Here is a 23,873-nt window from a genome sequence, read left to right as displayed (position 1 = left end):
GACCTACCGGCATGGGGCGGCCCGCATCTGTTTAGTGCCCACCGGTTTGATCTGGCTATCGCGACGAACTCTTCGGCGGTGCGACTGTGGCGACCACGGTGCGTTGATCGCTCGCGCGGTTCTGTGAAAAGTAGGGCAGCCAGCAGCGACGGATGGCGTCGAGTAGGTCTACAGCAGCTGCCTTGGCATGAACAGCCGTACGCCAAACGATGTGTCCGTCGGCACGGACGAGCACGGCACCGAGGGTGCCGACCTCGTAGAGATCGATCGCGGTCTTGGGCGTCGTCGCGCTCCCCAGATCCACGACGCAGGCGGTCAGCGGAGACAGCAGGCCGACCCCACTCTCGAGTACGTGCTCCCACCCTGAGGGATCAAAGGTGAAGACGGTCAGAGCAGTTGGAGTCGTATCAACCAGTTCCAGGGTTGACCTCGGCCCGTCGGTGGTGTCGATGACTGTGTGTGGCAGACGTCCACCGGGTTTGGTGTTCGGGCGGTATTCGACGACGTCGTCAGCGCCGGTTGCGACCTCGCGTTCGCCGGGTTCGGTCGCGATGAGAGGGCCGGCGTACCGGTAGCCGTACTCCAGCCCGGTGGAGACGAAGTGGGGGAGTTGTCCGGGGATGTTGCCTGCGACGAGGTCGTGGACGCGTTGCGCCCGCCGGCCCGTCGATCCCAGGATCCGGGTGCGAGCCAGGCCGGCGCGCGTTATCTGTTCTGCGAGCGGGGCCGCGACGAGTCCCGGCAGCAAGTTCAGTGGGGCCCGCGACATCGCCGTGGTCGCGCGCTGCACCATCTTGTTGGTCACCCCGAAGTGCTTCGTGGCGGCGTCGAGGTGGAAGTGGTTGGCGACGCTGTGTCGGGCGAACAGGTCGATCACCGGGCGTCGTTCGACCTCATAGGTGTCGAGGAGGTGATCGGTGGCCTGGCCGCCGAGGATGGCGTCGAGTTTCCACGCGATGTTGTGAGCGTCCTGCACTCCGCTGTTGAGCCCGTACCCGCCGGTGTGCGGGAATCGGTGTGCGGCGTCGCCGACCAAGATGAGGCGTCAGCGACGGAAGGTCTGCGCGGTCTGCGATGTCATAGTCCACGTTCCGGTGGAGACGATGTCGAAATGCAGATCGCCACCCAGCACCCCGGGAAGCGTTCTGGCCCAATATTCCTCGCGTGAAGTCGCGACTTCCTGGTCGGGATGCAAGTAGGTGTTCATCAGCACGTAGTGGTCGTCGGCGTGGGCGATCATCACCCCGGCGAACTTCGGCTGGTAGATCCAACTCAGCAGGGGGCGTGCGTCAGCGGGATACAGTCCCGGCGCGCGGAAGAACGCACTGCCCATCCGAGCCAACACAGGACCGCGCATCGGGATCCCCGCGGCCTCACGCAGCAGGCTGTTGGCGCCGTCGGCACCGACGAGGTAGTGCGCAGTCACCTCCTCGCCGGTGCTCATCCTCGCGGTCACCGTGTCGCTGTGGTGGTCGACGTCCTCGACTCGGGTGGATCGCCGGAAATCGACCAGCGGCTCCCGATCGAGTGCCGACCACAGCTCTGGCATCAGCTGGTGCTGTCCGACATGGGAGATCAGGAAGTCGCTGTGCGAGCGCACCCGCGCCAGTTGTTCCGGCCGAGACGCCAGGTCGATCTCGCCGAGCGGTGGTTTGCTCAACGTGGAGCACCATCGGATGAGGTTGACCGACTCGATCGGTGGCGCGAGTGCGGCGATCCGTTCCGCGAGAGCAGGGTCGGCCTCACGCCAGATCTCCAGAGTTCGCCCGTGAATGACGTGGGCGGCGGGATGGGTGAGTTCGTCAGACCGGCGGTCGACGATGACCGTGGGGATTCCGCGACGTGCGAGCAACAGTGCCGCGGTGGCCCCGGTCGAACCGGCGCCGGCGATCACCACCGGCACCGGATCAGAGGCGCTCACAGCGTTCGGAGCGTGATCGCGCGCTTGTTGACCCGCGGCGTCGTCCCCGGCCGCACCCCGGCATCACGTCGCAGCAGCGACTCGGTGGGGGCGCCGTCACGCAGCCGTTCGAGGAGGTAAGACGGGTCGATGGTGATCCCGATCGGGTTGGCTTCGAACTCGCGGCTGGAGAAGAACTCTGAGGTCGCCTCGGGCGTGTTGAAGTTCTCGGTCTGGAACTCCAGACGGATGCCGTCGGGGTCCTCGTAGTACAGCGACGTGGTGGGGCCGTGGTTGATCGACCACACCGGCATGATGCCCGCGGCGGCGAGGCGCTCGTAGTTCAGCAGCAGCGGCTCGAGCGAGGTGTAGGTGAACGCGAGATGGTCGACGCCGTAGACCTTGCGCCGGAACCTGGCCAAGGGAAACAGGTATCGCAACACCGACGGAACCTTCACCAGTGCCAGGCGGTGGCTCTCGTCGTCCCAGGTGAGGAACGCGATCTGGCCGTCCTCGTGGACGACCCGCGCGCCCAGCACGGTCGAATACCAGTCGATCATCTCTGTCGGGCGGGCGGTCTTGACCACGAAGTGGGCGAGCAGATCCGGCGCGAGTGCTGTCGCGGTCGGGGCGGGACTCGGTGTCGTGGAGGGCATATCGACTCCTTGGATTCAGTGGGGTGCGACGATCGGCGTGCGTTGCTCACCGAGATCGAGTGCACCGTCAGAGGATCGGATGGTGGCGGTGACGGTGTCGCCGGGCCGCAGGAAGCGGCCGTTGAGGTTCCGGCGGATGAACAGCTTCCACAGCACGTGCTCGGGCAGTAGCGCGGTCGCGAGTCGGCGCACCAGTGCCGGCGGTGACTTCGCAGCCGTGCCGTGCGGGGTCCCGGTCAAGAGAACGTCACCGACTGCCATGTCACTGAAAGCGCTCAGCTCGGTAAGAGATTCGGCGGGACGATAGACGAAGTGTGCAGTGGTGTCGGTCTGGCGAAGATCGCCGTTGACGTGCAGCCGCAACACCAGGTCGTCGAGGCGGTCGTAGTCGCCGTCGTCGAGGACAGCAAGCACCGGACCAAGGGGGCAGAAGCCCCGATAGCTCTTGCCTTTCAGGTATTGCCCCTGCGGGAGTTGGACGTCGCGGGCCGACAGGTCATTGGCGATGGTCAGCGCAACCACGTACTCGCGCAACGACTCCTCGGTGATCGTCACCGGCTCGGTGATGGCCTTGCCGATCACCAGGGCCAGTTCGATCTCGTGGTCGAGGAGCTGAACGTGCGCGGGGCGTGTGACCGGCGTGTGTGGTCCGGTCACCGAGGCGTCGGTTTTGTCGAAGAAGAGGTTGAACGCGCGATGGTCGGGATCCATGCCGGAGTCGATCGCGTGCTGCCGGAAGTTCGCGCCTTGGCACAACACTCGGCACGGGGTGGTCACGGGGGACAGCATCGAGACGGCAGGGCCCTGGTGGGTCGGCGGGCGCAACACCGCGGCCATCCAGTCGTCCCGACCGTTCTCCAACAGCTCTGCGGTCGTCGCATAGTGACCTTCCAGCGCCGTGATCCCAGCCGGTGACACGACACCCCACAGCACGGCGTCACCCGTCACGTACCGGCTGAGGTAGATCGCCATCGTCCGAACTCCGTCCGTGGTGGATGAGGAGTCCCAGGCTAGCTCGTTCGTTGAATGGCAGTCAATGAACTGCGGTCAAGTGGTCCGTTTGCGATGATCCATGGCGGCGGCGGAAGACAATGTGGCGAGGGGTCCATGCAGGTCGGGGCACCCTTCGAGGTGCTGCACGCCCTTCAGGGCGCCGATGCCCAGTTCGATGAACGACGTGACGAGGGCGTCGACAGGAATCGGATCAGGGTCGTTCAACCACCACGACGACGCTTCGTCGAATGCGGCCACCAGGGTGGCGCCGACGAACTGCATGAGCTTGTTGGTCGGGTCGAGCCCCAGCGATTCCGCCAGCGCCGTCAACGCCCGGGTGCGTCCGCGCTCGGACACGGCGGCGACCGTCGGGTCGGGGTGTCGCCGCCCGACGATGAGCCGCAGCGCGACGCCTCGATGAGTCGCGAGGTAGCTCAGATGGGTGCGCAGTGCGGCGCGGATGACTGTCGGGGTGTCGGCGCCTACCGGGGTGGTGAACGCAGAGTCCATCTGTGCGACAACCCCGTCGAGAACAGCGCGGTAGATTCCCTGTTTGTTGGAGAAGTGATGGAACAGCAGTCCGTGGGCGACGCCTGCGCGCGTGGCTATGTCCGCGATCGTCACATCAGCGTAGTCATGCTCGGCGAACAGCTCGGAGGCCGCCGCCAACATACGGTCACGCGTCGCGGCCTTCTGTTGCGAACGCGTCGTGGCGGGACGGGTCAATTCCGCATCCTTCACCACGACGCGAGATCCCAGATAACCACGCGGCAAGATTACTCGCCGACGTGATGTTGCGTGTGAACGGCTGTCTGGAACGAGCCCACGACCGATGCACCGTCGCTGATGACGTCGAAGAACTCGGAAGTGGTCGGACCAGGCGCAAGTGTGAACGCGGTGATCCCGTGTTTCTGCGCCTCGAACCACAAGGACTGACTGCAGCTGAGCACGAATGCCGTTGGCGCCGAGTACACCGCGAGGGAGGGCACCGGCTGGAAGCCTGTGGTGCGGGAGACGTTGATGATGTCGCCGTCGACCTGTGCGCGCAGAGTTTCGCCAGGATTGTCGGTGGCCAGGTCGAAGGGTACGACGGTGCAGTCGGCTGCGTACTTGCTGCTCAGTTTGTCGGCCAGCCCATGGAGCCGGTCGGCCCGTCTCGCCACGAGGACCAGATCCGAGCCCCTGGCTGCGAGTGCGCGGGCGAACTGCTCGCCGATCCCGGAGTTCGCGCCGGCGATGAGGTGCGTCGGACCGCGAAGCGACGGCGATCACTCAAATGGCATGGTCAACTCGCGTCTCCTCGGTCCTGACCATGAGGGTGACATCCGACCGACTGCCGAGGCCGATGCAATTCCCGGCGTCGCACGGGTGTTCAACGTCGAACACATCGTGTTCAAAATGGTGGGTTCCGGCGATGCCCACCTGGGCGTTTGCTCGCCAGAACCCACCAACTTCGGGGGTCGGGGTCAGACGTTCTTGGTGACTGCGAACAGTAGCCCGGCGAGGATGCCGCCGATCACCGGCCCGACAACGGGAACCCACGCATAGTTCCACTCGCGGCTGCCCTTGCCCTTGATCGGCATCAGGGCGTACGCGATGCGCGGAGCCAGGTCGCGGGCCGGGTTGATGGCGTACCCGGTGGGGCCACCGAGGCTGTTGCCGATGACGAGGACGACGAATGCCACACCGGCGTAACCGAGTCCGGAGTTGCCGAGGTCGAGTGTGTCACCGCTTCCGGAGATCGCGGGTGATTGCAGAATCCAGAACACCAGGACGAAGGTTCCGATCACCTCGGTGACCACGTTCCAGAAGTAGTTCTTGACCTGTGGCCCGGTACAGAAGATCCCGCGGGTGTCCTCCGGGTGGGGTTCGACGTCGAAGTTCTTCTTGAACGCCAGGTAACACAGCATCGCTCCGATGAAGGCGCCGATGAACTGCGCGCAGATGTAGATCGGAACCTGCGACCATTCGGTCTTGTCGGCAACCGCCAATCCCAGCGTCACCGCAGGGTTGAGGTGAGCGCCGGACTTCCACGCGATCGACGCGCCGGCGAAGACGGCGAAGCCCCAACCGATGTTGATCATCAACGGACCACCCTTGTGGACGGTCGATTTGAGCAACTGGTTACCGGCGACGACGCCTGCACCGAGCAGGATCAGTACCGCGGTGCCGATGATCTCCCATAGCCAGATCTGACCATCGGTGGGACTCATGCCGAGACGTCCGCAGCATCCGCTGATTCGCGTATGCCGGGTGCGCCCATCCGAGCTGCATCGGCCGTCCGGTCGTCGGGCTGCCGTTGTGATTCGATCTCGGCATCGACTCGGGCACAGTAATTCTCGATCTCGCGTTGACGCTGCGCGGCGTCCCATCCGAGGGTGTCGGCAACGATGTCCGCGACCTCGACTGCAGCGCTCTTGCCACGGTCGGCTGTCTCGATCGAGACCCGGGTGCGTCGCGCCAGGATGTCGACGAGGTGCAGGGCACCTTCATGGGTCACCGCGTAACGGATCTCGGCGCCGAGGTAGCGATCGTCGCTGGTGGCCAAGGGATTTCCCAACTCAGGTTCGGCAGCGATGAGTTCGAAGATCTCGCTGATCGCACTGCCGTAGCGGCGCAGCAGATGTGCGACCGTCTTCACCGGCAGGCGGTGTTCGTTGGCCAAGCGCACACGTGCCTCCCACAGGTCGTCGAAGCCATCTGCGCCGACGAGCGGGACGCTTGCCGTGCGTGAGGGTTCCACACCGCGCACACCGTCGACCGCGGCGTCGATCGCGTCTTCGGCCATCACCCGATAGGTGGTGTACTTGCCGCCCGCGATCACGGTGAGACCTGGGGCGGCGGAGACCACAGCGTGCTCGCGGGAGAGCTTGCTGGTCTGGTCCGATTCACCGGCCAGTAGCGGACGCAACCCGGCATAGACGCCGACGATGTCGTCTCGCACCAGCGGCTTTTCGAGCATCACATTGACCTCGGCCAGGATGTAGTCGAGATCGGCGCTGCTCGCGGCCGGGTGGGCCAGATCGAGATTCCACTCGGTGTCGGTGGTGCCGATGATCCAGAAGTCCTCGCTCCACGGGCAGGGGATGACGAACAGCAGACTTTTCTCGGTTTCGGTGATGAGTCCTACGGCTGAGTCGATGCGGTCGCGGGGGACGACGATGTGAACGCCTTTAGAGGCCTTCACGCGCATCTTGCCCTTCTCGCCGAGGATCTCCTGCAGCTCGTCGGTCCACACACCCGCGGCATTGACCACGTGCTTCGCGCGAACATCCACGTGCTCACCGGTTTCCAGGTCCTCGATACGGGCACCGACGACCCGGTCGCCTTCCCGTAGGTAGTCCGTTACGCGGGCACTCGATGCGCACAGTGCCCCGTAGCTCGCCGCGGTCCGGGCCAGCATCATCGTGTGCCGGGCGTCGTCGACCTGTCCCTCGTAGAACAGCACCCCGCCGCGGATCTTGCCACGCTTGGCGCCGGGGAAGATGTCGAAGGTTCGGCGTTTGCCGATATGTCGAAGATGATGGGGGACCCCACGCCCCGCGCCGAGCAGGTCGTAGAAGCCGATCCCTGCGCCGGCGTAGGCGCGGTCGTAGGCGGGTGTGACGAGCGGGAAGATGAACTCCACCGGGCGCACCAGATGCGGTGCGATGGTGTTCAGCATCAACTTTCGCTCGCGTAGCGCTTCGAAGACGAGCGAGAAGTTGAGTTGCTTGAGGTAGCGGAGCCCGCCGTGGAACAGCTTGGACGACCGGCTCGATGTCCCGGCCGCGTAGTCGATGGCCTCGACCATCCCGACGCGGAGGCCACGGGTGGCGGCATCGAGGGCGGCTCCGGCGCCGACGACCCCGGCGCCGATGACCAGCACGTCGAGCTCACCTTCGGTCATGGATTCGAGTGCGGCGCGCCGTGATTCGGGGCTGATCGCGAGTGGTTGCAATGTCATGAGGTTCTCCTCGAGTTCGAAAGGGATGAAACGAGTTCGGGGCGGCCGGTCACACGTCCACCCAGTCGAGGGTGCGTGTCACGGCTTTCTGCCAGAGCCCGTATTTCTCGGCCCGAGTTTCTTCGGTCCACTCCGGCTCCCATCGGCGGTCTTCCTTCCAGTGGGTTTCCAGCTCCTCGGTCGACTTCCAGAACCCGATGGACAGGCCGGCCGCGTATGCGGCACCCAAAGCCGTGGTCTCGGCGACGACGGGCCTGCTGACCGGGATGCCCAGGACGTCGGACTGGATCTGCATGCACAGGGAGTTGGCGGTGACGCCGCCGTCGACGCGCAGGACTTCGAGTTTCACCCCGGAGTCCTTTTCCATGGCGTCGGCGACGTCGCGGCTCTGGTAGCAGATCGACTCGAGCGTGGCGCGTGCGATGTGGGCGTTGTTGTTGAAGCGCGACAGACCGACGATCGCGCCGCGTGCGTCTGACCGCCAATACGGAGCGAAGAGCCCGGAGAATGCGGGTACGAAGTAGACCCCGCCGTTGTCGGTCACCTCCTTCGCCAGTGATTCGCTCTGGGCTGCACCGGAGATGATGCCGAGCTGATCGCGCAGCCACTGCACCGCCGATCCGGTCACCGCGATGGATCCTTCGAGGGCGTAGATCGGCGCCTGCGAACCGAATTGGTAGCAGACAGTGGTGAGTAGACCGTTGTCCGACCTGACCAACTTCTCACCGGTGTTCAGCAGCAAGAAGTTGCCGGTCCCATATGTGTTCTTGGCTTGTCCGGCCGAGAAGCAGACCTGCCCGACCATCGCTGCCTGCTGGTCGCCGAGCGCGCTGGCGATCGGGACCTCGCCGGCGAGCGGACCGGTTCTGGTGGTGTGACCGTAGGGCTCGGTGGGCGACGACGGCGCGATCGTCGGCAGCATCTGCCTTGGGATGCCGAACAGTTCGATGAGCTCGTCGTCCCAGTCCAAAGTCTCGAGATTCATCAGCATGGTGCGGCTGGCGTTGGTGACATCCGTGACGTGGACACCGCCGTTGACGCCGCCGGTCAGATTCCAGATGACCCACGTGTCGATGGTCCCGAACAGGGCATCACCGTTCTCGGCGTCGGCACGCACGCCGTCGACGTTCTCGAGGATCCACTGAGCCTTTCCTGCCGCGAAGTAGGTGGCGGGTGGGATGCCGGCTTTGGTGCGGATGGTGTCACCGGCGCCGGAACGCTCCAGCGCCGACGCGATCTTGTCGGTGCGCGTGTCCTGCCAGACGATCGCGTTGTAGTACGGCCGACCGGTCTGTTTGTTCCACACCACGGTGGTCTCGCGCTGGTTGGTGATCCCGAGCGCCGCGAGGTCGTCGGCCTTCAGGTTCTTCTTCCGCAAGCCGTTCTGCAGCACCGAGGATGTGCGCTCCCAGATCTCGATAGGGTCGTGCTCCACCCACCCTGCCTGCGGCATGATCTGCTCGTGCTCCAGCTGGTGGCGGGCGACCTCGTTGCCCGCGTGGTCGAAGATCATGAACCGGGTGCTGGTGGTTCCCTGATCGATGGCACCGATGTATTGCGTCATGTATCCCTGCTTCGTCGAAGGGTCTTCACGGGTGATGCGTGTCTCATCCGACTTCCACGCTATGCACGTGGCCGGGCGATGAGCAGGGAGCGCGTTCGACAATGTCGAACGTCTCGCCCCGGTGTGCGAGTAGCGTCCGAAGGGTGCCAGGTCTTATCCAGTCGGTGGAGCGCGCGACCGCCGTGTTGCATGTGCTCGCCACCAGGCCCGAGCCCGTGGGGCTGGCGGAGATCGCCTCCACGCTCGGCCTCGCCAAGACAACGGTCCATGGGCTGGTCCGCACCCTGGTCGCAGTCGGTGCCGTCGAGCAGACGTCCGACACCGCCGGATACCGGCTTGCCGACGACCCGTTCGGTGCGCGCAAGAACCAATGGGATCTCAACGAGGTCCGGGCCCGGGCGATGAACTGGACCGACGCCTTGGCGGCGCGGACCGCGATGGCTACCCAGATCAGCGTGCTCGGCGGCAAGCAGGTGCGCATCGTGCACGATGTGCTGTCTGCGAATGGCGTCGGACTTCCATCGCTGCGCACCGGACAGATCGTTCCCGCGCATGCGACGGCGCTCGGCCGGATCCATCTCGCCTTCGACGTACGTCTGGCCAGGGAACTGGGCGCCGGCCGACTCGAGCGATTCACGCACCGCACGATCACCGACGGCGCGGAACTGGCCCACGAACTCGCGGAGGTCCGAGACAAGGGTTGGGCCTGTGGATGTGGTGATTTTGATCCCGAGGTGGCGACGATCGCTGCGCCTGTCCGGGATCAGGGCGGAGTCGTGATGGCGGCGGTGGGCATCTCTGGTGCAGTCGACGAGCTGTGTGACAGCAGCGGCACACCGCGCTCAGCGCTGTTGGACAACGTCATCGGTTCAGCGCGATCGATCTCGCGTGCCATGGGTCACGGGCAGCTGCCGTGACCACGAGGTACGTCGCCGCGATCGATCAGGGAACGAGTTCGACGCGTTGCATCATCTACGACCGCGGCGGCGTCATGGTGTCGATGGCTCAGCGCAAGCACACTCAGTACTTCCCGGAACCCGGCTGGGTCGAACACGACGCGCTCGAGATCTGGCATCTTGTCGAGCGGTTGATTCCCGCGGCACTCGCTTCCGGCGGCATCGACCCGAGCGAGCTGGTGGGGCTCGGTATCACCAATCAGCGTGAGACCACGGTCATCTGGGACCGCACCACCGGTATTCCGTTGCATCGCGCGATCGTGTGGCAGGACACCCGGACCTCTGAGATGGTCGAGTCGCTGCGCGAGCAAGGGATCGGGGCCGACGTCGAGCGCCGGACCGGTGCACCGCTGTCCAACTATTTCAGTGCGCCACGCCTGCGCTGGCTGCTCGATGCCTGTCCCGGATCTCGCGCTGCGGCCGCGGCCGGCACAGTCCTTTTCGGGACGATGGACAGCTGGCTCGTGTGGAACCTCACCGGCGGTGTTCATGGCGGCCTGCACATCACCGATCCCACCAATGCCAGTCGCACCATGCTCATGAACATCGAGACCGCGCAGTGGGATCCTCGCCTTCTCGAGATATTCGACATTCCCGCCCAGATCCTCCCTGAGATTCGGCCGTCCTTGAGCAAGGTGGGGGCAACAGTGACCCCGGTCCCGGGTATCCCGATCAGCGCGATGATCGGTGATCAGCAAGCTGCGTTGGTGGGGCAGACGGCGCTGCGGGCCGGCGAGTCCAAGTACACCCTCGGCACCGGGGGATTCTTGCTCTTCAATACGGGCACGACACTGGTCCGTTCGCGGCACGGCCTGATCACCACGGTGGCGTTTCAGATGGACGGCCAACCGATCCGTTATGCCTTGGAGGGTACAAATCCCACGGCGGGTGCACTGGTCGAATGGATCAGGGAGAACCTCGGGATCATCGATACCGCGGCCGAGATCGAGACGCTCGCGACAACGGTCGACGACAATGGCGGCTGCTACATCGTCCCGGCGTTCTCGGGACTGCATGCGCCGCACTGGGTATCCGCCAGCCGCGGGCTGATCGTGGGCCTGACGTCGTACATCACAAGAGGTCATCTGGCACGAGCCGCATTGGAGACCAACGCCTTTGCGGCCCGGTCGATGGTCGCGGCGCTCAACGACGATCTGGCCGCAGCAGGGGTCGACATGTCGTTGACCGAGTTGGTGGTCGATGGTGGTATGACCGCCAACAACACCCTCATGCAGACCATCGCAGACATCTGCGACGTCACGGTGAAGCGTCCACAGATGGCCGAGGCCGTCGCACTGGGTGCCGCCTACGCCGCCGGGTTCAGTGTGGGGTTGTGGACCGATGAGCAACAACTTCGCCGCAACTGGCACACCGGTGCGGTGTGGAAGCCGGGTATCGATCCTGCCGACAGATCACGCCGGGTCGCCAACTGGTCCATGGCTGTCGATCTGGCGTCGCAATGGGATCCGGCCTGACCTCCCCAGCCCCCGAGATGGTGGGTTCTGGCGGACGCGACCTGCGGGTTCACTCGCCAGAACCCACCACTTCCGGGCTCCGGCGGAGCTATTGACTCAAGTAGCGGGGATTGGCCACCGCCAGGCGATCGGTGACCGATGCCCGGACAGCTGACATCATCGCGGTATCTGCGGCATCGATTTCTCCGGCGCGGACGGCCAATGCCAGTTCGGTTTCGGAGCGAAAACCCAGAGCTTCGAATCGCTCCCGACTCGCCTGGCGCTGATCGCTTCCGATGGTCAGTTCGCGCTCGACGATGGCGAGCGCGTTGGCAGCAACGCGGGCTTTGAACCCCATCTCGCGGTCTGGGCCGGGTACCACGGAGTCGCGCAGGAACTCGCCGACTGCTTCCACCAGCTCGGCAGCCGTCGGGCGGCCGTGCAGGTCTGGCTCGTCCGGTTCGGATGCCGCAGGTGACTCCGGCCCGGCCGGATAGCCCAACAGAAGCAACACATCGTGTTCTTGTTCGCAGACCCGACGTCCGATGGTCGCCAGCTCCACCGAGCGCTCCTTACCGGATAGGTGCCGTGCGACCATCTGCGCGCAGCCGATGCTCCACCAGACCGTGCGATAGAGCTGCCACCAGCGCACGGCGTCCACATCTGGCCGGTGCCCGGCGGCCTCGGCATATCCATCGAGGAGTTCGTCGATGCTGCCGAAACCCCCGACCTCGGGCTCGGTGCCGAATCGCCAGCACTTGACGAGTAGCCAGCCGAGATCCTCACGTGGGTCGCCGATATGGGCGAGCTCCCAGTCGATCACGGCTACCAGCCCGGTCTCGTCGACGATCAGATTGCCGTTACGGAAGTCGCCGTGGACCACCGCTTCGGCGACAGGTTCGGGTTGATGCCCGGCCAACCAGGCCAAGGCGATCTCGGTGACCGCGGACGGGGTATCGAGTTCGAGATATCGCTGCCGGAGGTCCTCGACGCCACCTGCCGGCACCGTCCGCAACTCCGGCACCGAATCGGTCGGGATCGAGTGGATTTGCGCAAGGGTCCGGCCGAGCTGTGTGGCCATGCCGATACGCGCCTGTGCAAATCGTTCGTCGCGCAGTAACTTTCGTGGGATCGTCTCACCCTCGATGTGCTCGCAGATGAGGTACTGGGCACCCAGGGTGCTGTCCGCACCCGCACAATCCACCAGCTTCGGAACGGCGACGCCTGCTCGCTCGGCTGCCGCGATGACACGCGATTCGCGAGTCATTCCGAGCGGCCCGTTCGGATCACCCGGTTGCCGCCGCAGGATCAGCCGGCGCGTACTTCCCTCGATCGAAGCAACGAACGACCAGGTCTCGCTGTTGGCTCCACCGGTCAGGCGCACGAGTTCGGTGATCTCCGTGTCGTGTCCGAACACCTCGCTCAGCCTCGAGGCCAATCGACGGGTCAACTCGCCGGGATCGATCATCGCTACTGTTCGCCCGCTCTCGCAGCACCGTCGGCGCGGCGTTTGCCCGGTCCGGCGAAGCCGAAGAGGTACCCGGCAATCTTGCGGATCTGCACTTCGTCGGACCCTTCGGTGATGCGGTAACGGCGGTGGTGGCGGTAGATGTGTTCAAAGGGCATGTGGCGGGTGTATCCCATGCCGCCATGGACCTGGATGGCCTGGTCCGCGGCGTCGCAGACGAGGCGGTTGGCGCGGTAGTTGCACATGGAGACACGGTCGCTGATCTGCATGTGGGGGACGCGGTCGAGTTCCCACGCGGTCTTGCGTACCAGCCCGCGGACGAGTTCGGCTTCGGTGTGCAGCTCGACGAGCGGAAACTGGATTGCCTGCCGGGTCGCCAGTGGCGCGCCGAAAGTGTTTCTGCTTCGGGCATATTCGACGCTCTGGTCGATACAGTACTGGGCGGCGCCGACGCCGGAGGCAGCCTGCCGGATCCGGTTCTCGTGCACAAAGGACTGCGCCACGGCGAGGCCCTCGCCTTCGGCACCGAAGATCGCAGAGTCCGGGACCTCTACGTCGGTGATCGTCACCTCGGCGTGGTCGGTTGGCATGTTGAACGTCCACCACTGGAAATCGACGGAGAAGCCGGGGCGGTCGGTGGGCACGAAGAACGCGGTGATGCCACGGGCGTCACCGTCTTTCCCTGAGGTCCGGGCGAAGACGACGTCGTGGGTGGCATTGTGCATGCCGGAGTTGAAACGTTTGCCGCCGTTGATGACCCAGGAATCGCCGACCTTCCGTGCGGTGGTCTCCATCCAGGTGGCGTCGCTGCCGTGGTCTGGTTCGGTGAGTCCGAATCCGATCCGTGCCTCGCCGCGGATCATTGGCTCGAGGAACTCGTCCTGTTGCTCCGAGGTGCCGAAGTTCATGAGCATGTGGGCGAAGGGAAAGTTCCCGACGATCGACGATTCGTTCTGGAGGTCGTTGTGCAAGCCCAAGCCCTTGTGGGCGAGGTGTTCTCTGATGACGGCCATGTTGAAACTCGAGCCATCGCGGCCGCCGACGTGGGAGGGCAAACCGTAGCGCAACCAACCGGCTGCATCTGCCCGCCTGCGCATCTCGCCGAGCAACTCTTCCCAGTCCTGCCGCGGTACACCACCGCCCTCGAAGTCGGTGCGCGCGTACTCACGGCGGTGATCGAAGAAGCGGTTGTTGTCGTCGTGCTCCTGCAGTGGCTTGATCTCGGTGTCGATGAAGTCGTCGAGCTCCCGCAGGATCTGGGTGATGTCGTCGGGCAGGTCGTAGTCCACTGCGGGCCTCTCTCCGGGCGCTCTGAACGTTTGTTCAGCACAACCGTAGCGGCTCGGCGTCGAGTACGGCAGTGCTTTCGGGCAGCAGGCGGCGAGAGGCTGTGAGGTGGTGACCGAACGTTCAGCGGTCTATGTGATCGACAAGCGGGACGATCTACACCCCGCCGAGGTCGACGCGCGCGGCTTTCATATCCACGCGGCCGTCGAGCACGGGGACCCCTTCGGCCCGGAGGTTCTCGAGTTGTTTGGACCTCAGATGCGGGGTAGGTCTGCCGCTGACCGCGATGACCCGGTGCCAGGGCAGATCGGCGGAGTCGGTCCGCATGATCCATCCGACGATGCGGGCGCTCGAGAGTCCCGCGGCAGCGGCCACGTCGCCGTACGTGCTCACCGTGCCCACCGGTATCGAGGCCACGATGTCGCGAACCCGCTCGACCTGCTCTTCGGTGATCTGCGCCATGATCAGAGGACCTTACGGTCCGGACAGTGCTTCTGACACCAGTTTCGCGGTCAGTTCAGGCCTGGCGAACGGCACCATGTGACCGCAGTCCTCCTCGAAGACGGTCAGCAGATCGCCTTGCTGAGCAGACAGCGCCTCTCGGAGTTCAGCCGTGACGTACGGCGGCTGCACCCGCATGGCCTGCACCAGATCGATCGGGAGATCGGCCGGTGGCAGCACAACAGGCCGCCCCAACTCGCTCCACGTCGTGACGACCATGCCCGGGTGGATACGCCAGTTGACCCTGTCGCCGACATCGATCAGGTGGTCAGCGATCTCGCGCTCCAAGACCTCCGGCGCCAGTTCCGACCACGACTCGCCCAGTTTGCCCTCGCGTGCCGCCGCCTCGTCGGGATAGTCGTAGTGCGACATGTAACTGGTCGCGACGTCTGCGAGCCACGCAGGATCGAGGCCTATCGCGGGGTCCAGCAGGATCAGCCGCCGGAAGCGGTCCGGCATCAACCGGGACAGATGGAGTGCGAGCGCTCCGCCGTACGAGTGGGCGACGACCACAACGGGACCGTCGAAGTACTCCTCGACCACTTCTGCGAGGGCGCCGACCTGCGCCTCGATCGACCACGGCGGAGTGAACGGGGAGTGGCCGTGACCGAGTAGGTCGGGGGCGACGACTCGAACCGCGGGAAGGGCTTCGGCCAGGTCGCACCACCGTTTGGCGTGGCCGGTCAGCCCGTGAATCGCCAGCACCGACGGCCCATCGGCCGGACCGAACACCTCGACGTTCAATGACGACATGTCGACAATCGTGCCTGACCCGCGGCCGAGCGGTCTGTCGAGCCCGACAACGTCGCCAGGATGACGTTGCCCGATACCGCGCTCGGACGCCGTGTCGGTGCTCCGTGACACGATCGTTTCAGCGAGGGGAAGGAGTGTATGTGCCCGCATTGACTATGCGGCTGGTGTCGGCACCGGTCGCGCCGGCGCCTACGCGCAGTTGGCCACCGGAGGCTGCCCACCTCATCGACGGTGTGGGCGGGACCGCGCCGGGTTTCCGTCCTGTCCGAGTGCACGGGGGACCGGGCACCGGTAAGACGTCGCTGATCGTGGACATCGCAGTCGCTCGGCTCAGCGATCCCGACATCGATCCGGAATCGATCCTGGTTTTAGCGTCCGGTCGACGGGCGGCGACCGAGCTGCGTGAGCAGATCACGGCGCGACTGCTTGCGCAGACCCCAGGCGCAACCGGGCGCGCACCGAAGGCGACCCGAGAGCCGATCGTCCGGACGATCCACTCGTATGCGTTCGCCGTCCTGCGCCTGCAGGCCGCCGCCCATGACAATCCGCCGCCCCGGTTGATCACCGGGGCCGAGCAGGACGCCGTACTGCGGGAGTTGCTCGCGGGCGACATCGAGGACGGCGCCGAGTACTGGCCGGAGCGGCTGCGGCCGGCATTGGGCACCAACGGCTTCGCGCAGGCGCTGCGCGACATGATGATGCGTGCTGCCGAGCGAGGCGTGGGCCCGGAAGATCTCATCGCGTTGGGACGTCAGCACAAGCGCCCGGAATGGCAGGCCGTGGGTAAGGCGTACCGCCAGTACGAGCAGGGCGGGCTGCTGCGGGGGGCGGTCGGCCTGGAGGCCCCGCAGGCCACCGCGCCCGCCGTGGATGCCGCCGAGCTCGTGGGTTCTGCGCTCACCGCCTTCGCGACGGACCCGGAGCTGCTCCGTAGCGAACGTGCTCGGGTGCGGTATCTGTTGGTCGACGACGCGCAACATCTCGATCCGCAGGCCGCGACCCTGGTCCGCCTCATCGGCGCCGGCACTGCGCAGGCGATCATCGCGGGTGACGGTGACCAATCCATCTACAGCTTCCGTGGGGCGAGTTCCCGGTTCCTCGACGACATAGCCGATCCAGAGCGCGACGTGTACCTCGACAACAACTTTCGGTCGACCAAGCCGATCAGTGACCTCGGGGGATCGATCGCGGCCCGACTCCCGGGACCACGGCGTCGCCGCTCGGAAGCCGAGCGGCCCGACGCTCCTGCGCCGGTGGTCCGCATCTACGGATCGGCCGCGAAAGAGGCCACCGCCATCGCGGACATGATGCGTCGCGCGCACCTGTACGACGACGTGCCCTGGTCATCGATGGCGGTGATCGTGCGTTCGGTTCCGCGAGCGATGGCACCGCTGCGCCGGGCTCTGCGCTCGGCGGGGGTTCCCGTGATGACCCCGGCGAGTGAGATCCCACTGGCGCGGCAGCGGTCCGTGGCTGCGATGTTGCTGGCGCTGCGGGCGGTGGACGGGCCCCTGGAATCGGACGAGGTGCTCGAACTGCTCGCAGGTCCGATCGGCGGGGCCGACCCGGCGGCCCTGAGGCGGCTGCGGCGTGGAGTGCGGCGCATCGAGACCGAGACCGGCCGCGACCGTGACTCGGGCACGGTAATCGCGGATCTGGTCAGCGGGTCAACCGCACCGGAAGCGCTGACTGACGTCGCCGACTATCTCGACGGACTCACCGACATCGAAAAGCGGCCGCTGGCAAGAGTGCTGGCGGTGATCAGTGCCGCCCGGGCCGCCGATGCCGCGCGTCGCAGCATTGAAGAGATCCTGTGGGAGGCCTGGCAGGCGACCGGTCTCGGTCAGCGGTGGTCGAATCAGGTCATGCGCCGCGACAACGGGCCCGGTGGCGCGCAGGCCGATCGGGATCTCGATGCGATGGTCGCGCTGTTCGACGCCGCAGCCAACTTCGCCGACAGTCTGCCCGCTGCCACGCTGGGCGGTTTCGTCGACTACCTCAGCGCACTGCAGATACCCACCGAATCGCGGATGGCGCAGTCGACCTCGAATGCGGTGACCGTCATGTCGGCGCATGCGGCTGCGGGCCGGGAGTGGGAGGTGGTGGCCGTCGCCGGCGTGCAGGACGGGTTGTGGCCGAGCCTACGCAGTCGCGGAAGCATCTTGGGCACCGGACAATTGGTGGATCTGCTCGACGGGGTCGACGCCGACGCACTCGACACGATCTCCAGGACGGCCATGGCGTTGGCGGAAGAACGCCGGTTGCTGCTCGTCGCCTGTACCCGCGCGCGGAGCAGGCTGATGGTGAGCGCGGTCGACGACGGAAGCGGCGATGCTGCGCCCTCACGTTTCGTCGGTGAACTCGCCGCCGTCATCGGTGGTGATCCCGATGACGGAGATGCGGAACCGGCGGAGTTGGAGCTGCCGATCGAGCCGGGGTTGCGGCGGGTGTTGTCGCTGTCCTCGTTGGTCGCGGCGTTGCGTGCCGAGGTGTGCGCCTCGACAGATGAACCGAGCCCGCGTACCGCAGCGGCCGCGGACATGCTGGCCGAACTCGCCGATGCAGGTGTGCCCGGTGCGCATCCCGATCAGTGGTACGGCCTGGCCGGGCCGAGCACGGAAACCCCGTTGTGGACGGATTCATCGGGGCCGCTGACTCTTTCACCGTCGAGTGTGGAGGCGCTCGGCGCTTGTTCGCTGCGCTGGATGCTCGAGCGATACGGCGGCCGCGACGGTGACTCGAAGCCTGCGGTGGCCGGAACCCTGGTGCACACGCTGGTGCAGGCGGTGGCGGGAAAGATCCCGCCCGACGACGTCACCGCGGCGTTGCGGCGGGTGTGGGATCAGGTCGACGTCGGCGCACCGTGGTTTTCGAGGCGCGAACTCGAACGCACCGAGGAGATGCTCACCAACTTCCGCCAGTGGCTCAAACTGTCGCGGAGCGGTCTGACCGAGGTCGGTGTCGAGATGGACGTCGACGCGCGTATCGAGGCTGCCAGGGTGACAGACCCGGAGGGCGAGGTCATCGACATGCCAGAGGTCCGGCTGCGCGGGCGCATCGACCGGTTGGAGAAGGACTCCCAGGGGCGCCCGGTCGTGGTGGACGTCAAGACCGGTAAGAGCACCATCTCGGTGCAGGCCGGGCAAGACCACGCGCAGCTGGCCACCTATCAGCTGGCGCTGAGTCTCGGCGGTGTGCCCGAGGTCGGTGCGGTGCCGCCGGGCGGCGGCGCGCTGGTCTATGTGAACAACTCCAACGGTAAGACCGGTGCGGCACAGCGCGATCAGGAGCCGCTGGGACCCGAGCAGGTCGACCAGTGGCTGGCGGTGGTGCGCGCTGCCGCCTACCGCAGCATCGGTCCAGGTTTCGTCGCGACCATCAACGACGGATGCGGGCATTGCTCGCTCAAGTCCAGTTGCCCCGCACAGCTGGAGGGGCGGACGGTGACCGATGGCTGACGAGATGACGACCACCAGGATCTCCGCCCGCGTCCTTGCCGGCGCACTGGCCCTGCCGCCGCCGACCGACGAACAGGTCGAGGTCATCGAGGCGCCGATGGAACCGGTGCTGGTGGTCGCGGGCGCGGGTGCAGGTAAGACCGAGACCATGGCGTCGCGGGTGGTGTGGCTGGTCGCGAACCGTCTTGTCGAGCCCGATGGCGTCCTGGGTCTCACGTTCACGCGCAAGGCAGCCCAGGAGCTCGCGGCGCGCATCCGCAGACGATTGTCGATGCTGGCCGGGTCGTCGGCGATGGGGCGCTGGGATCCCGAGGGCACCCTGCGTGCTCAGTTGCGCTCGGCCGATCCGCAGGTCAGCACCTACCACGCATATGCGGGCCGGTTGATCGCCGATTACGGGTTGCTGTTGCCTGTGGAGCCGTCGGCGACACTACTCAGCGAAACCGAGTTGTGGCAGTTGGCGTTCTCGGTGGTCGCGGGATGGTCCGAGGATCTCAACACCCCCAAAACACCTGGCGGAGTCACCGAATCGGTCCTCAAGCTGTACGGGGAATTGTCAGAGCACCTCGTCGACCTCGACCAGCTCGCCGAGGCGGGCGACGATCTGTACGAACTGATCGACACCTTGCCGCCCACCGGAAGGCAGCGGCCCGAGCCGCCTCAGAAACTGCGCAGCATCCAGGCCGTCATCGACGAGCGGCGGGAGTTGATCCCGTTGGTCGCCGCCCTCGGTCAGACCATGCGCGAGGCGAATGTCCTCGACTTCGGCAGTCAGATGTCGCTGGCCGCAAAACTTGTCGCCACTCACCCGGAGGTCGCCGCGACCGAACGCGCCGCCATCGGCGCCGTACTGCTCGACGAGTACCAGGACACCGGGCACTCGCAGCGCGTTCTGCTCTCGCACCTGTTCGGTACGCCCCCCGGGGTTCTCGCGGGCAGTGGGATCGCGGTGACGGCGGTGGGCGACCCGATCCAGTCGATCTACGGTTGGCGTGGCGCCTCCGCCGCCAATCTGCCTCGTTTCACCACCGACTTCCGGTGCAGCGATGGCACGCAGGCGAAGCGACTCGAACTGCTGACCAGCTGGCGCAACGCCCGCTATGCACTCGACATGGCCAACGCCGCCTCGGAGGAACTCCGCAGGCGCGGTGTGCCGGTGAGCATCCTGCGTCCGCGTGACGACGCACCGGCAGGCACCATCACCATGGCCCTGACCGAGACCGTCACCCAGGAGCGGACGTGGGTTGTCGACCAGATCGAACGTGAGTACAACGAGGCGGGCGCGGTACCGCCCACGGTGGCGGTCCTGGTCCGCCGCAACGAGGATTCGGCTCCACTGGCCGCCGAACTGACCGACCGCGGCATTGCGGCAGAGGTCGTCGGTATCGGCGGTCTCCTCGGAGTGCCGGAGGTGCAGGATGTGGTGGCCATGCTGCGGCTGATGGCCGACCCGATGGCCGGCACCGCCGCCGTGCGATTGCTCACCGGCCCCCGCTGGCGGATCGGCGCCCGCGACCTGGCTGCGCTATGGGCGAGGGCACGTGATCTCGCGGCCGGTACCAACATCGTCACCGGCGCGATGACCAGCCTCGAAGAGCTGGACAGCGCGCTCGATTCTGCGGTGCCTACGGAGACCGTCGATCAGGCCGGGCTCGGGGACGCCCTGGCCGATCCCGGACCGGCACAGCGGTATTCGCCGGACGGATACCGGCGGATCAAGTCCTTCGGCCATCAGTTGACGGTCCTGCGGGCGCGGATCGGGCAGCCGTTGCCCGAGCTCGTCGCAGAAGTCGAACGCGTCACCGGCGTCGACGTCGAGGCCCAGATCCGGGCCCGTGACCTGCGTGGAAACATCACCGGCCGGGAACATCTCGACGCCTTCGCCGAGTATGTCGCCGACTACACCGAACGGTCCGCGGCCACCCTGCCCGGACTCCTGGCCTTCCTGGAATCGGCCGCCGACATCGAAAAAGGTCTCGAGCCGGGCAAGGTCGAGATCGCCGAGGACCGCGTGCAGATCCTCACCGTGCATGCCGCGAAGGGTCTCGAGTGGGATGTGGTGGTCATCCCGCACCTGTGCGCCAACATTTTCCCCGGCGGCAAGGCCGAAGGGACCTGGCTCGGCAGCGCCCGCGAGTTGCCGCCGGAGTTGCGGGGTGACCTCGCCGAGAGCGTCGGGGCGGAGGGGTTCCCACCACTCGATCTCGGAGACCTCGAAAATCGGAAAGAACTGGAAGAGGCAATCGACGGCCACAAAGAGGCCCTGCGTAACCGCAAGTTGGAAGAGGATCGCCGGCTCCTCTACGTGGCACTCACCAGAACCAAACGGGCACTGCTCATCTCCGGTCACCACTGGTCTGACAGTGGCGACAAACCGCGGGGCCCGTCCATCTTCTTGACCGAACTGCACGACATCGCCAGCCGGCTGATCGAGACCTCTGCCGATGGAGCGCCGGGGATGATCATTGCGGGATGGGCTGATGCACCGGAGGACGGCGCCGAGAATCCGCTGGCGATGCTCACCACCGGAGCGCCCTGGCCCGCCGATCCGCTCGGTGCTCGACGCGCGGGCACCGAGCGTGGTGCCGCACTCGTCCGCGCTGCGCTGCGGTCGCGGGGTGAACCGGCCCTGTTCGACATGGGAGAGGGCGGCGGCACCGGTCTGATGGAGGAGGACCCGCAGGTACGTGACTGGGCGAACGACCTGGCGGTGCTGTTGGCCGAACGCGCAGGCGAGTACGGGTCCGAGATCGAGGTGACGATGCCGCAGCACCTGTCGGTCAGTCAACTGGTCGAACTCGACAAGGATGAAGAGGCCTTCGCCAGGCGGTTGAGGCGGCCTTTGCCATTCAAGCCGAATCCGTTGGCGCGGAGGGGAACCGCCTTTCACGCCTGGGTTGAACGCAGATTCGGGGCCACCCGACTACTCGACATCGACGAGCTTCCGGGTGCGGCGGACGCAGAGGGCGGCTCGGACGCCGACCTGGAGGTCTTGCGTGAGCAGTTCTTGCGATCCGAGTGGGCGTCGCGGAACCCGGTGGAGGTCGAGGTGCCCTTCGAGACCGTCATCGCCGACACCATCATCCGGGGCCGGATGGATGCGGTGTTCGCCGAACCCGACGGTGGATATACGGTCGTCGACTGGAAGACCGGTGCCAGGCCCACTGCTGCGCAGGAACATTCGGTGTTCGTTCAGCTCGCTGCCTACCGCCTCGCCTGGGCGGAGCTGACCGGCACCGAGCTGTCGAAGGTGCGGGCCGCATTCCACTACGTCCGGTCCAACACCACGCTGGAGCCGGCGGACCTACCGGATCGCGCCCAACTGGCCGCGCTGATCCGCCGGGACGAGTCGCCGCAGTGAACCCAAGCGGATCCGGGCGACGGATCAGTACGCCGACCACTCCGACTGCGAATATTCGAGGATCCTCGGTTGCATCAGAGTCGACGCGGGCATCTGCAGGCGTGGTCGGTCGAGCGGGAACGTGCGAGCTGCCGCCAACTCTTCGGGTGACAGGAAACGCAGGGGTATCGCCGGATCGATCTCGACTGCCGGGGGAGTGTCGCCGGCGGCGCCCAGAAAGAACCCCCAGTCGCCGAACGAGGGCACGTCGACGTGATAGGCCTCGGTGGTGATTCCCGCCTCGGCGAGGGTTTCGCCGATGCACCAGAAAGACCGCGGAGCGAAATATGGTGAGCCGGCCTGGACGACGATCCGGGCGTCCGGCGCCAGGTGGGCACGGATGAGGCCGTAGAACTCGACGGAATACAGTTTGGCCGTGGCGCTCTCGTCCGGGTCGGGCATGTCGACGATGACGGCGTCGAACATCTCCGAGTTGCGCCGGAGCCACGCGAACGCGTCTTCGTTCACCACGGTGACCCGGTCGTCGGCGAGGGCGTGACCATTGAGCTCGGTCAGTCTCGGGTCGTTTCGTGCCAACTCTGTCATCCGTGGGTCCAGTTCCACCAAGTGCACAGACCTGACGTCCGGGTACTTCAGCACTTCACGCATCGCGAGGCCGTCGCCGCCGCCCAGGATGAGCACTCGTTCCCGCGCTTTCGTCAGGGCGGGGTGGACCAGGGCTTCGTGGTAGCGGTACTCGTCGACGCTGGAGAACTGGAGATCTCCGTTGAGATAGAGCCGGGTGTCCGAGCCGTTGCCCGGAAGGGAACGATTGGTCATCACGATGTCTTGGATGGTGGTCCGGTCGGCGAGCACGATCGGGTCCCGATACAGGGCTTGCCTGGCATTGACCTCGAAGGTGCTCGCGTAGAACATGGCAGCCACCAGGACGGCCACCACCCCGACTGATCCGGCACCGACTGCCGCCATCTGTACGCGCCCGAGGTCCCGCCGGAACACGATCAGAACCAGTGCGGCTCCCGCGACCGCGTTGACCATCCCCACCACCAGCGCGCCCCGGATCTGACCCAGGAACGGCAACAGCAGAAACGGAAAAGCCAGGCCGCCCACCAGAGCGCCGACGTAGTCCGCAGCGAACAGATCTGCCACCGCCGACCCCGCCGATTGTGCGCGGATGCGCTGCAGCATCACCATCAGCAAGGGGATCTCGGCGCCGATCAGTAACCCCAGCAAGAACGCGACCACCACCAGGGCCTGGGTGTAGAGCGACATGTAGGCGAACGCTCCGTATAGGAGCAGCACCGACAGACCACCCAGCAGTGCGAGAACGAGCTCGATGACGGCGAACCCGACTGCAGCATGATTCTGCAGCGGCTTGGCGGCCAGCGAGCCCATACCCATCGCGAACACCATGACCGACAGCACGATTGCCGCCTGGGTGGCGGTGTTGCCGATCAGGTACGACCCGAGCGTCACCAGAGCCAGCTCGTAGACCAGGCCGCAGGCCGCACAGATGAACACCACTGCGAGCAGCGCGGAGCGCGCCGCCCGCCGTAGCGGTGGCATCGGGGTGCTG

General features: G+C 66.0%; 17 protein-coding genes and 1 pseudogene. 4 read left to right on the top strand and 14 right to left on the bottom strand.

The annotated features are described in order from the left end of the window. Positions 1–55: 55 nt before the first annotated feature. The 9 genes and pseudogenes from DFR67_RS31515 to glpK (DFR67_RS25295) form a co-directional block, all read right to left on the bottom strand. The gene (locus DFR67_RS31515; protein WP_342766758.1) at positions 56–769 is read right to left on the bottom strand and encodes an aromatic-ring hydroxylase C-terminal domain-containing protein; all 714 of its coding nucleotides are present in this window, start codon (positions 767–769) and stop codon (positions 56–58) included. Positions 770–880: 111 nt separating this feature from the next. After that, positions 881–1,894 (bottom strand): annotated as a pseudogene (locus DFR67_RS31510) (FAD-dependent monooxygenase); the annotation flags it as partial. 23 nt (positions 1,895–1,917) lie between these two features. Further along, on the bottom strand, positions 1,918–2,556 hold the full coding sequence (locus DFR67_RS25325; RefSeq protein WP_110472240.1) for a VOC family protein: 639 nt from the start codon (positions 2,554–2,556) through the stop codon (positions 1,918–1,920). 15 nt (positions 2,557–2,571) lie between these two features. Continuing rightward, a complete protein-coding gene (locus tag DFR67_RS25320) occupies positions 2,572–3,528 on the bottom strand; it encodes a fumarylacetoacetate hydrolase family protein (protein ID WP_110472239.1) in 957 nt (318 codons plus the stop codon). Positions 3,529–3,603: 75 nt separating this feature from the next. Next, entirely contained in the window at positions 3,604–4,275 is a 672-nt protein-coding gene (locus DFR67_RS25315; RefSeq protein ID WP_146240537.1) for a TetR/AcrR family transcriptional regulator, read from the bottom strand. Positions 4,276–4,325: 50 nt separating this feature from the next. Then, positions 4,326–4,787 carry an SDR family NAD(P)-dependent oxidoreductase gene (locus tag DFR67_RS25310; protein ID WP_110472237.1) on the bottom strand — a complete coding sequence of 154 codons (462 nt, stop codon included), beginning with the start codon at positions 4,785–4,787 and terminating at the stop codon, positions 4,326–4,328. A gap of 228 nt (positions 4,788–5,015) precedes the next feature. Beyond that, on the bottom strand, positions 5,016–5,762 hold the full coding sequence (locus tag DFR67_RS25305) for an MIP/aquaporin family protein (protein ID WP_110472236.1): 747 nt from the start codon (positions 5,760–5,762) through the stop codon (positions 5,016–5,018). Then, entirely contained in the window at positions 5,759–7,495 is a 1,737-nt protein-coding gene (locus DFR67_RS25300) for a glycerol-3-phosphate dehydrogenase/oxidase (protein WP_110472235.1), read from the bottom strand. The genes DFR67_RS25305 and DFR67_RS25300 overlap by 4 nt, the downstream gene beginning before the upstream one ends. Positions 7,496–7,544: 49 nt before the next feature. After that, on the bottom strand, positions 7,545–9,059 hold the full coding sequence (gene glpK, locus DFR67_RS25295; RefSeq protein ID WP_110472234.1) for a glycerol kinase GlpK: 1,515 nt from the start codon (positions 9,057–9,059) through the stop codon (positions 7,545–7,547). 143 nt (positions 9,060–9,202) lie between these two features. Between glpK (DFR67_RS25295) and DFR67_RS25290 the strand changes: the two genes are divergently transcribed. Together DFR67_RS25290 and glpK (DFR67_RS25285) are read left to right on the top strand one after the other, a co-directional pair. Further along, positions 9,203–9,976, top strand: coding sequence for an IclR family transcriptional regulator (locus DFR67_RS25290; protein WP_110472233.1), 774 nt, complete (start codon positions 9,203–9,205; stop codon positions 9,974–9,976). Further along, on the top strand, positions 9,973–11,490 hold the full coding sequence (gene glpK, locus DFR67_RS25285; protein WP_110472232.1) for a glycerol kinase GlpK: 1,518 nt from the start codon (positions 9,973–9,975) through the stop codon (positions 11,488–11,490). The genes DFR67_RS25290 and glpK (DFR67_RS25285) overlap by 4 nt, the downstream gene beginning before the upstream one ends. 88 nt (positions 11,491–11,578) lie before the next feature. Here the strand turns inward: glpK (DFR67_RS25285) and DFR67_RS25280 are convergent, their stop codons facing one another. The 4 genes from DFR67_RS25280 to DFR67_RS25265 form a co-directional block, all read right to left on the bottom strand. After that, positions 11,579–12,937, bottom strand: a complete 1,359-nt coding sequence (locus tag DFR67_RS25280) for a phosphotransferase family protein (protein ID WP_110472231.1) — start codon at positions 12,935–12,937, stop codon at positions 11,579–11,581. Positions 12,938–12,939: 2 nt separating this feature from the next. Next, on the bottom strand, positions 12,940–14,226 hold the full coding sequence (locus DFR67_RS25275; protein ID WP_110472230.1) for an acyl-CoA dehydrogenase family protein: 1,287 nt from the start codon (positions 14,224–14,226) through the stop codon (positions 12,940–12,942). A 154-nt stretch (positions 14,227–14,380) separates the two neighbouring features. After that, complete coding sequence (locus DFR67_RS25270; protein ID WP_110472229.1) at positions 14,381–14,686, bottom strand: MGMT family protein; 306 nt, start codon at positions 14,684–14,686, stop codon at positions 14,381–14,383. A 12-nt stretch (positions 14,687–14,698) separates the two neighbouring features. After that, positions 14,699–15,478: an alpha/beta fold hydrolase gene (locus DFR67_RS25265; RefSeq protein WP_110472264.1), complete on the bottom strand. Its 780-nt coding sequence runs from the start codon at positions 15,476–15,478 to the stop codon at positions 14,699–14,701. 155 nt (positions 15,479–15,633) lie between these two features. On the opposite strand from DFR67_RS25265, the gene DFR67_RS25260 reads away from it, so the two are divergent. Both DFR67_RS25260 and DFR67_RS25255 read left to right on the top strand, forming a co-directional pair. Then, complete coding sequence (locus DFR67_RS25260; RefSeq protein ID WP_110472228.1) at positions 15,634–18,936, top strand: ATP-dependent helicase; 3,303 nt, start codon at positions 15,634–15,636, stop codon at positions 18,934–18,936. Further along, the gene (locus tag DFR67_RS25255) at positions 18,929–22,297 is read left to right on the top strand and encodes an ATP-dependent helicase (RefSeq protein WP_110472227.1); all 3,369 of its coding nucleotides are present in this window, start codon (positions 18,929–18,931) and stop codon (positions 22,295–22,297) included. The genes DFR67_RS25260 and DFR67_RS25255 overlap by 8 nt, the downstream gene beginning before the upstream one ends. 24 nt (positions 22,298–22,321) lie before the next feature. Here DFR67_RS25255 and DFR67_RS25250 read toward each other — a convergent pair whose 3' ends face one another. After that, positions 22,322–23,863: a polyamine aminopropyltransferase gene (locus DFR67_RS25250; RefSeq protein ID WP_110472226.1), complete on the bottom strand. Its 1,542-nt coding sequence runs from the start codon at positions 23,861–23,863 to the stop codon at positions 22,322–22,324. Between the last annotated feature and the right edge of the window lie 10 nt (positions 23,864–23,873).

This window comes from Williamsia limnetica (assembly GCF_003217475.1).
Lineage (GTDB): Bacteria > Actinomycetota > Actinomycetes > Mycobacteriales > Mycobacteriaceae > Williamsia > Williamsia limnetica.
This window is presented reverse-complemented; position numbering and strand designations above follow the sequence as displayed.

What these genes read in the sequence shown, in the direction of transcription:
- DFR67_RS31515 (WP_342766758.1), bottom strand. Translation starts at nt 769, where the DNA reads ATGTCGCGGGCCCCACTGAACTTGCTGCCGGGACTCGTCGCGGCCCCG.
- DFR67_RS25325 (WP_110472240.1), bottom strand. Translation starts at nt 2,556, where the DNA reads ATGCCCTCCACGACACCGAGTCCCGCCCCGACCGCGACAGCACTCGCG.
- DFR67_RS25320 (WP_110472239.1), bottom strand. Translation starts at nt 3,528, where the DNA reads ATGGCGATCTACCTCAGCCGGTACGTGACGGGTGACGCCGTGCTGTGG.
- DFR67_RS25305 (WP_110472236.1), bottom strand. Translation starts at nt 5,762, where the DNA reads ATGAGTCCCACCGATGGTCAGATCTGGCTATGGGAGATCATCGGCACC.
- DFR67_RS25300 (WP_110472235.1), bottom strand. Translation starts at nt 7,495, where the DNA reads ATGACATTGCAACCACTCGCGATCAGCCCCGAATCACGGCGCGCCGCA.
- glpK (WP_110472234.1), bottom strand. Translation starts at nt 9,059, where the DNA reads ATGACGCAATACATCGGTGCCATCGATCAGGGAACCACCAGCACCCGG.
- DFR67_RS25280 (WP_110472231.1), bottom strand. Translation starts at nt 12,937, where the DNA reads ATGATCGATCCCGGCGAGTTGACCCGTCGATTGGCCTCGAGGCTGAGC.
- DFR67_RS25270 (WP_110472229.1), bottom strand. Translation starts at nt 14,686, where the DNA reads ATGGCGCAGATCACCGAAGAGCAGGTCGAGCGGGTTCGCGACATCGTG.
- DFR67_RS25265 (WP_110472264.1), bottom strand. Translation starts at nt 15,478, where the DNA reads ATGTCGTCATTGAACGTCGAGGTGTTCGGTCCGGCCGATGGGCCGTCG.
- DFR67_RS25260 (WP_110472228.1), top strand. Translation starts at nt 15,634, where the DNA reads ATGCGGCTGGTGTCGGCACCGGTCGCGCCGGCGCCTACGCGCAGTTGG.
- DFR67_RS25255 (WP_110472227.1), top strand. Translation starts at nt 18,929, where the DNA reads ATGGCTGACGAGATGACGACCACCAGGATCTCCGCCCGCGTCCTTGCC.
- DFR67_RS25250 (WP_110472226.1), bottom strand. Translation starts at nt 23,863, where the DNA reads ATGCCACCGCTACGGCGGGCGGCGCGCTCCGCGCTGCTCGCAGTGGTG.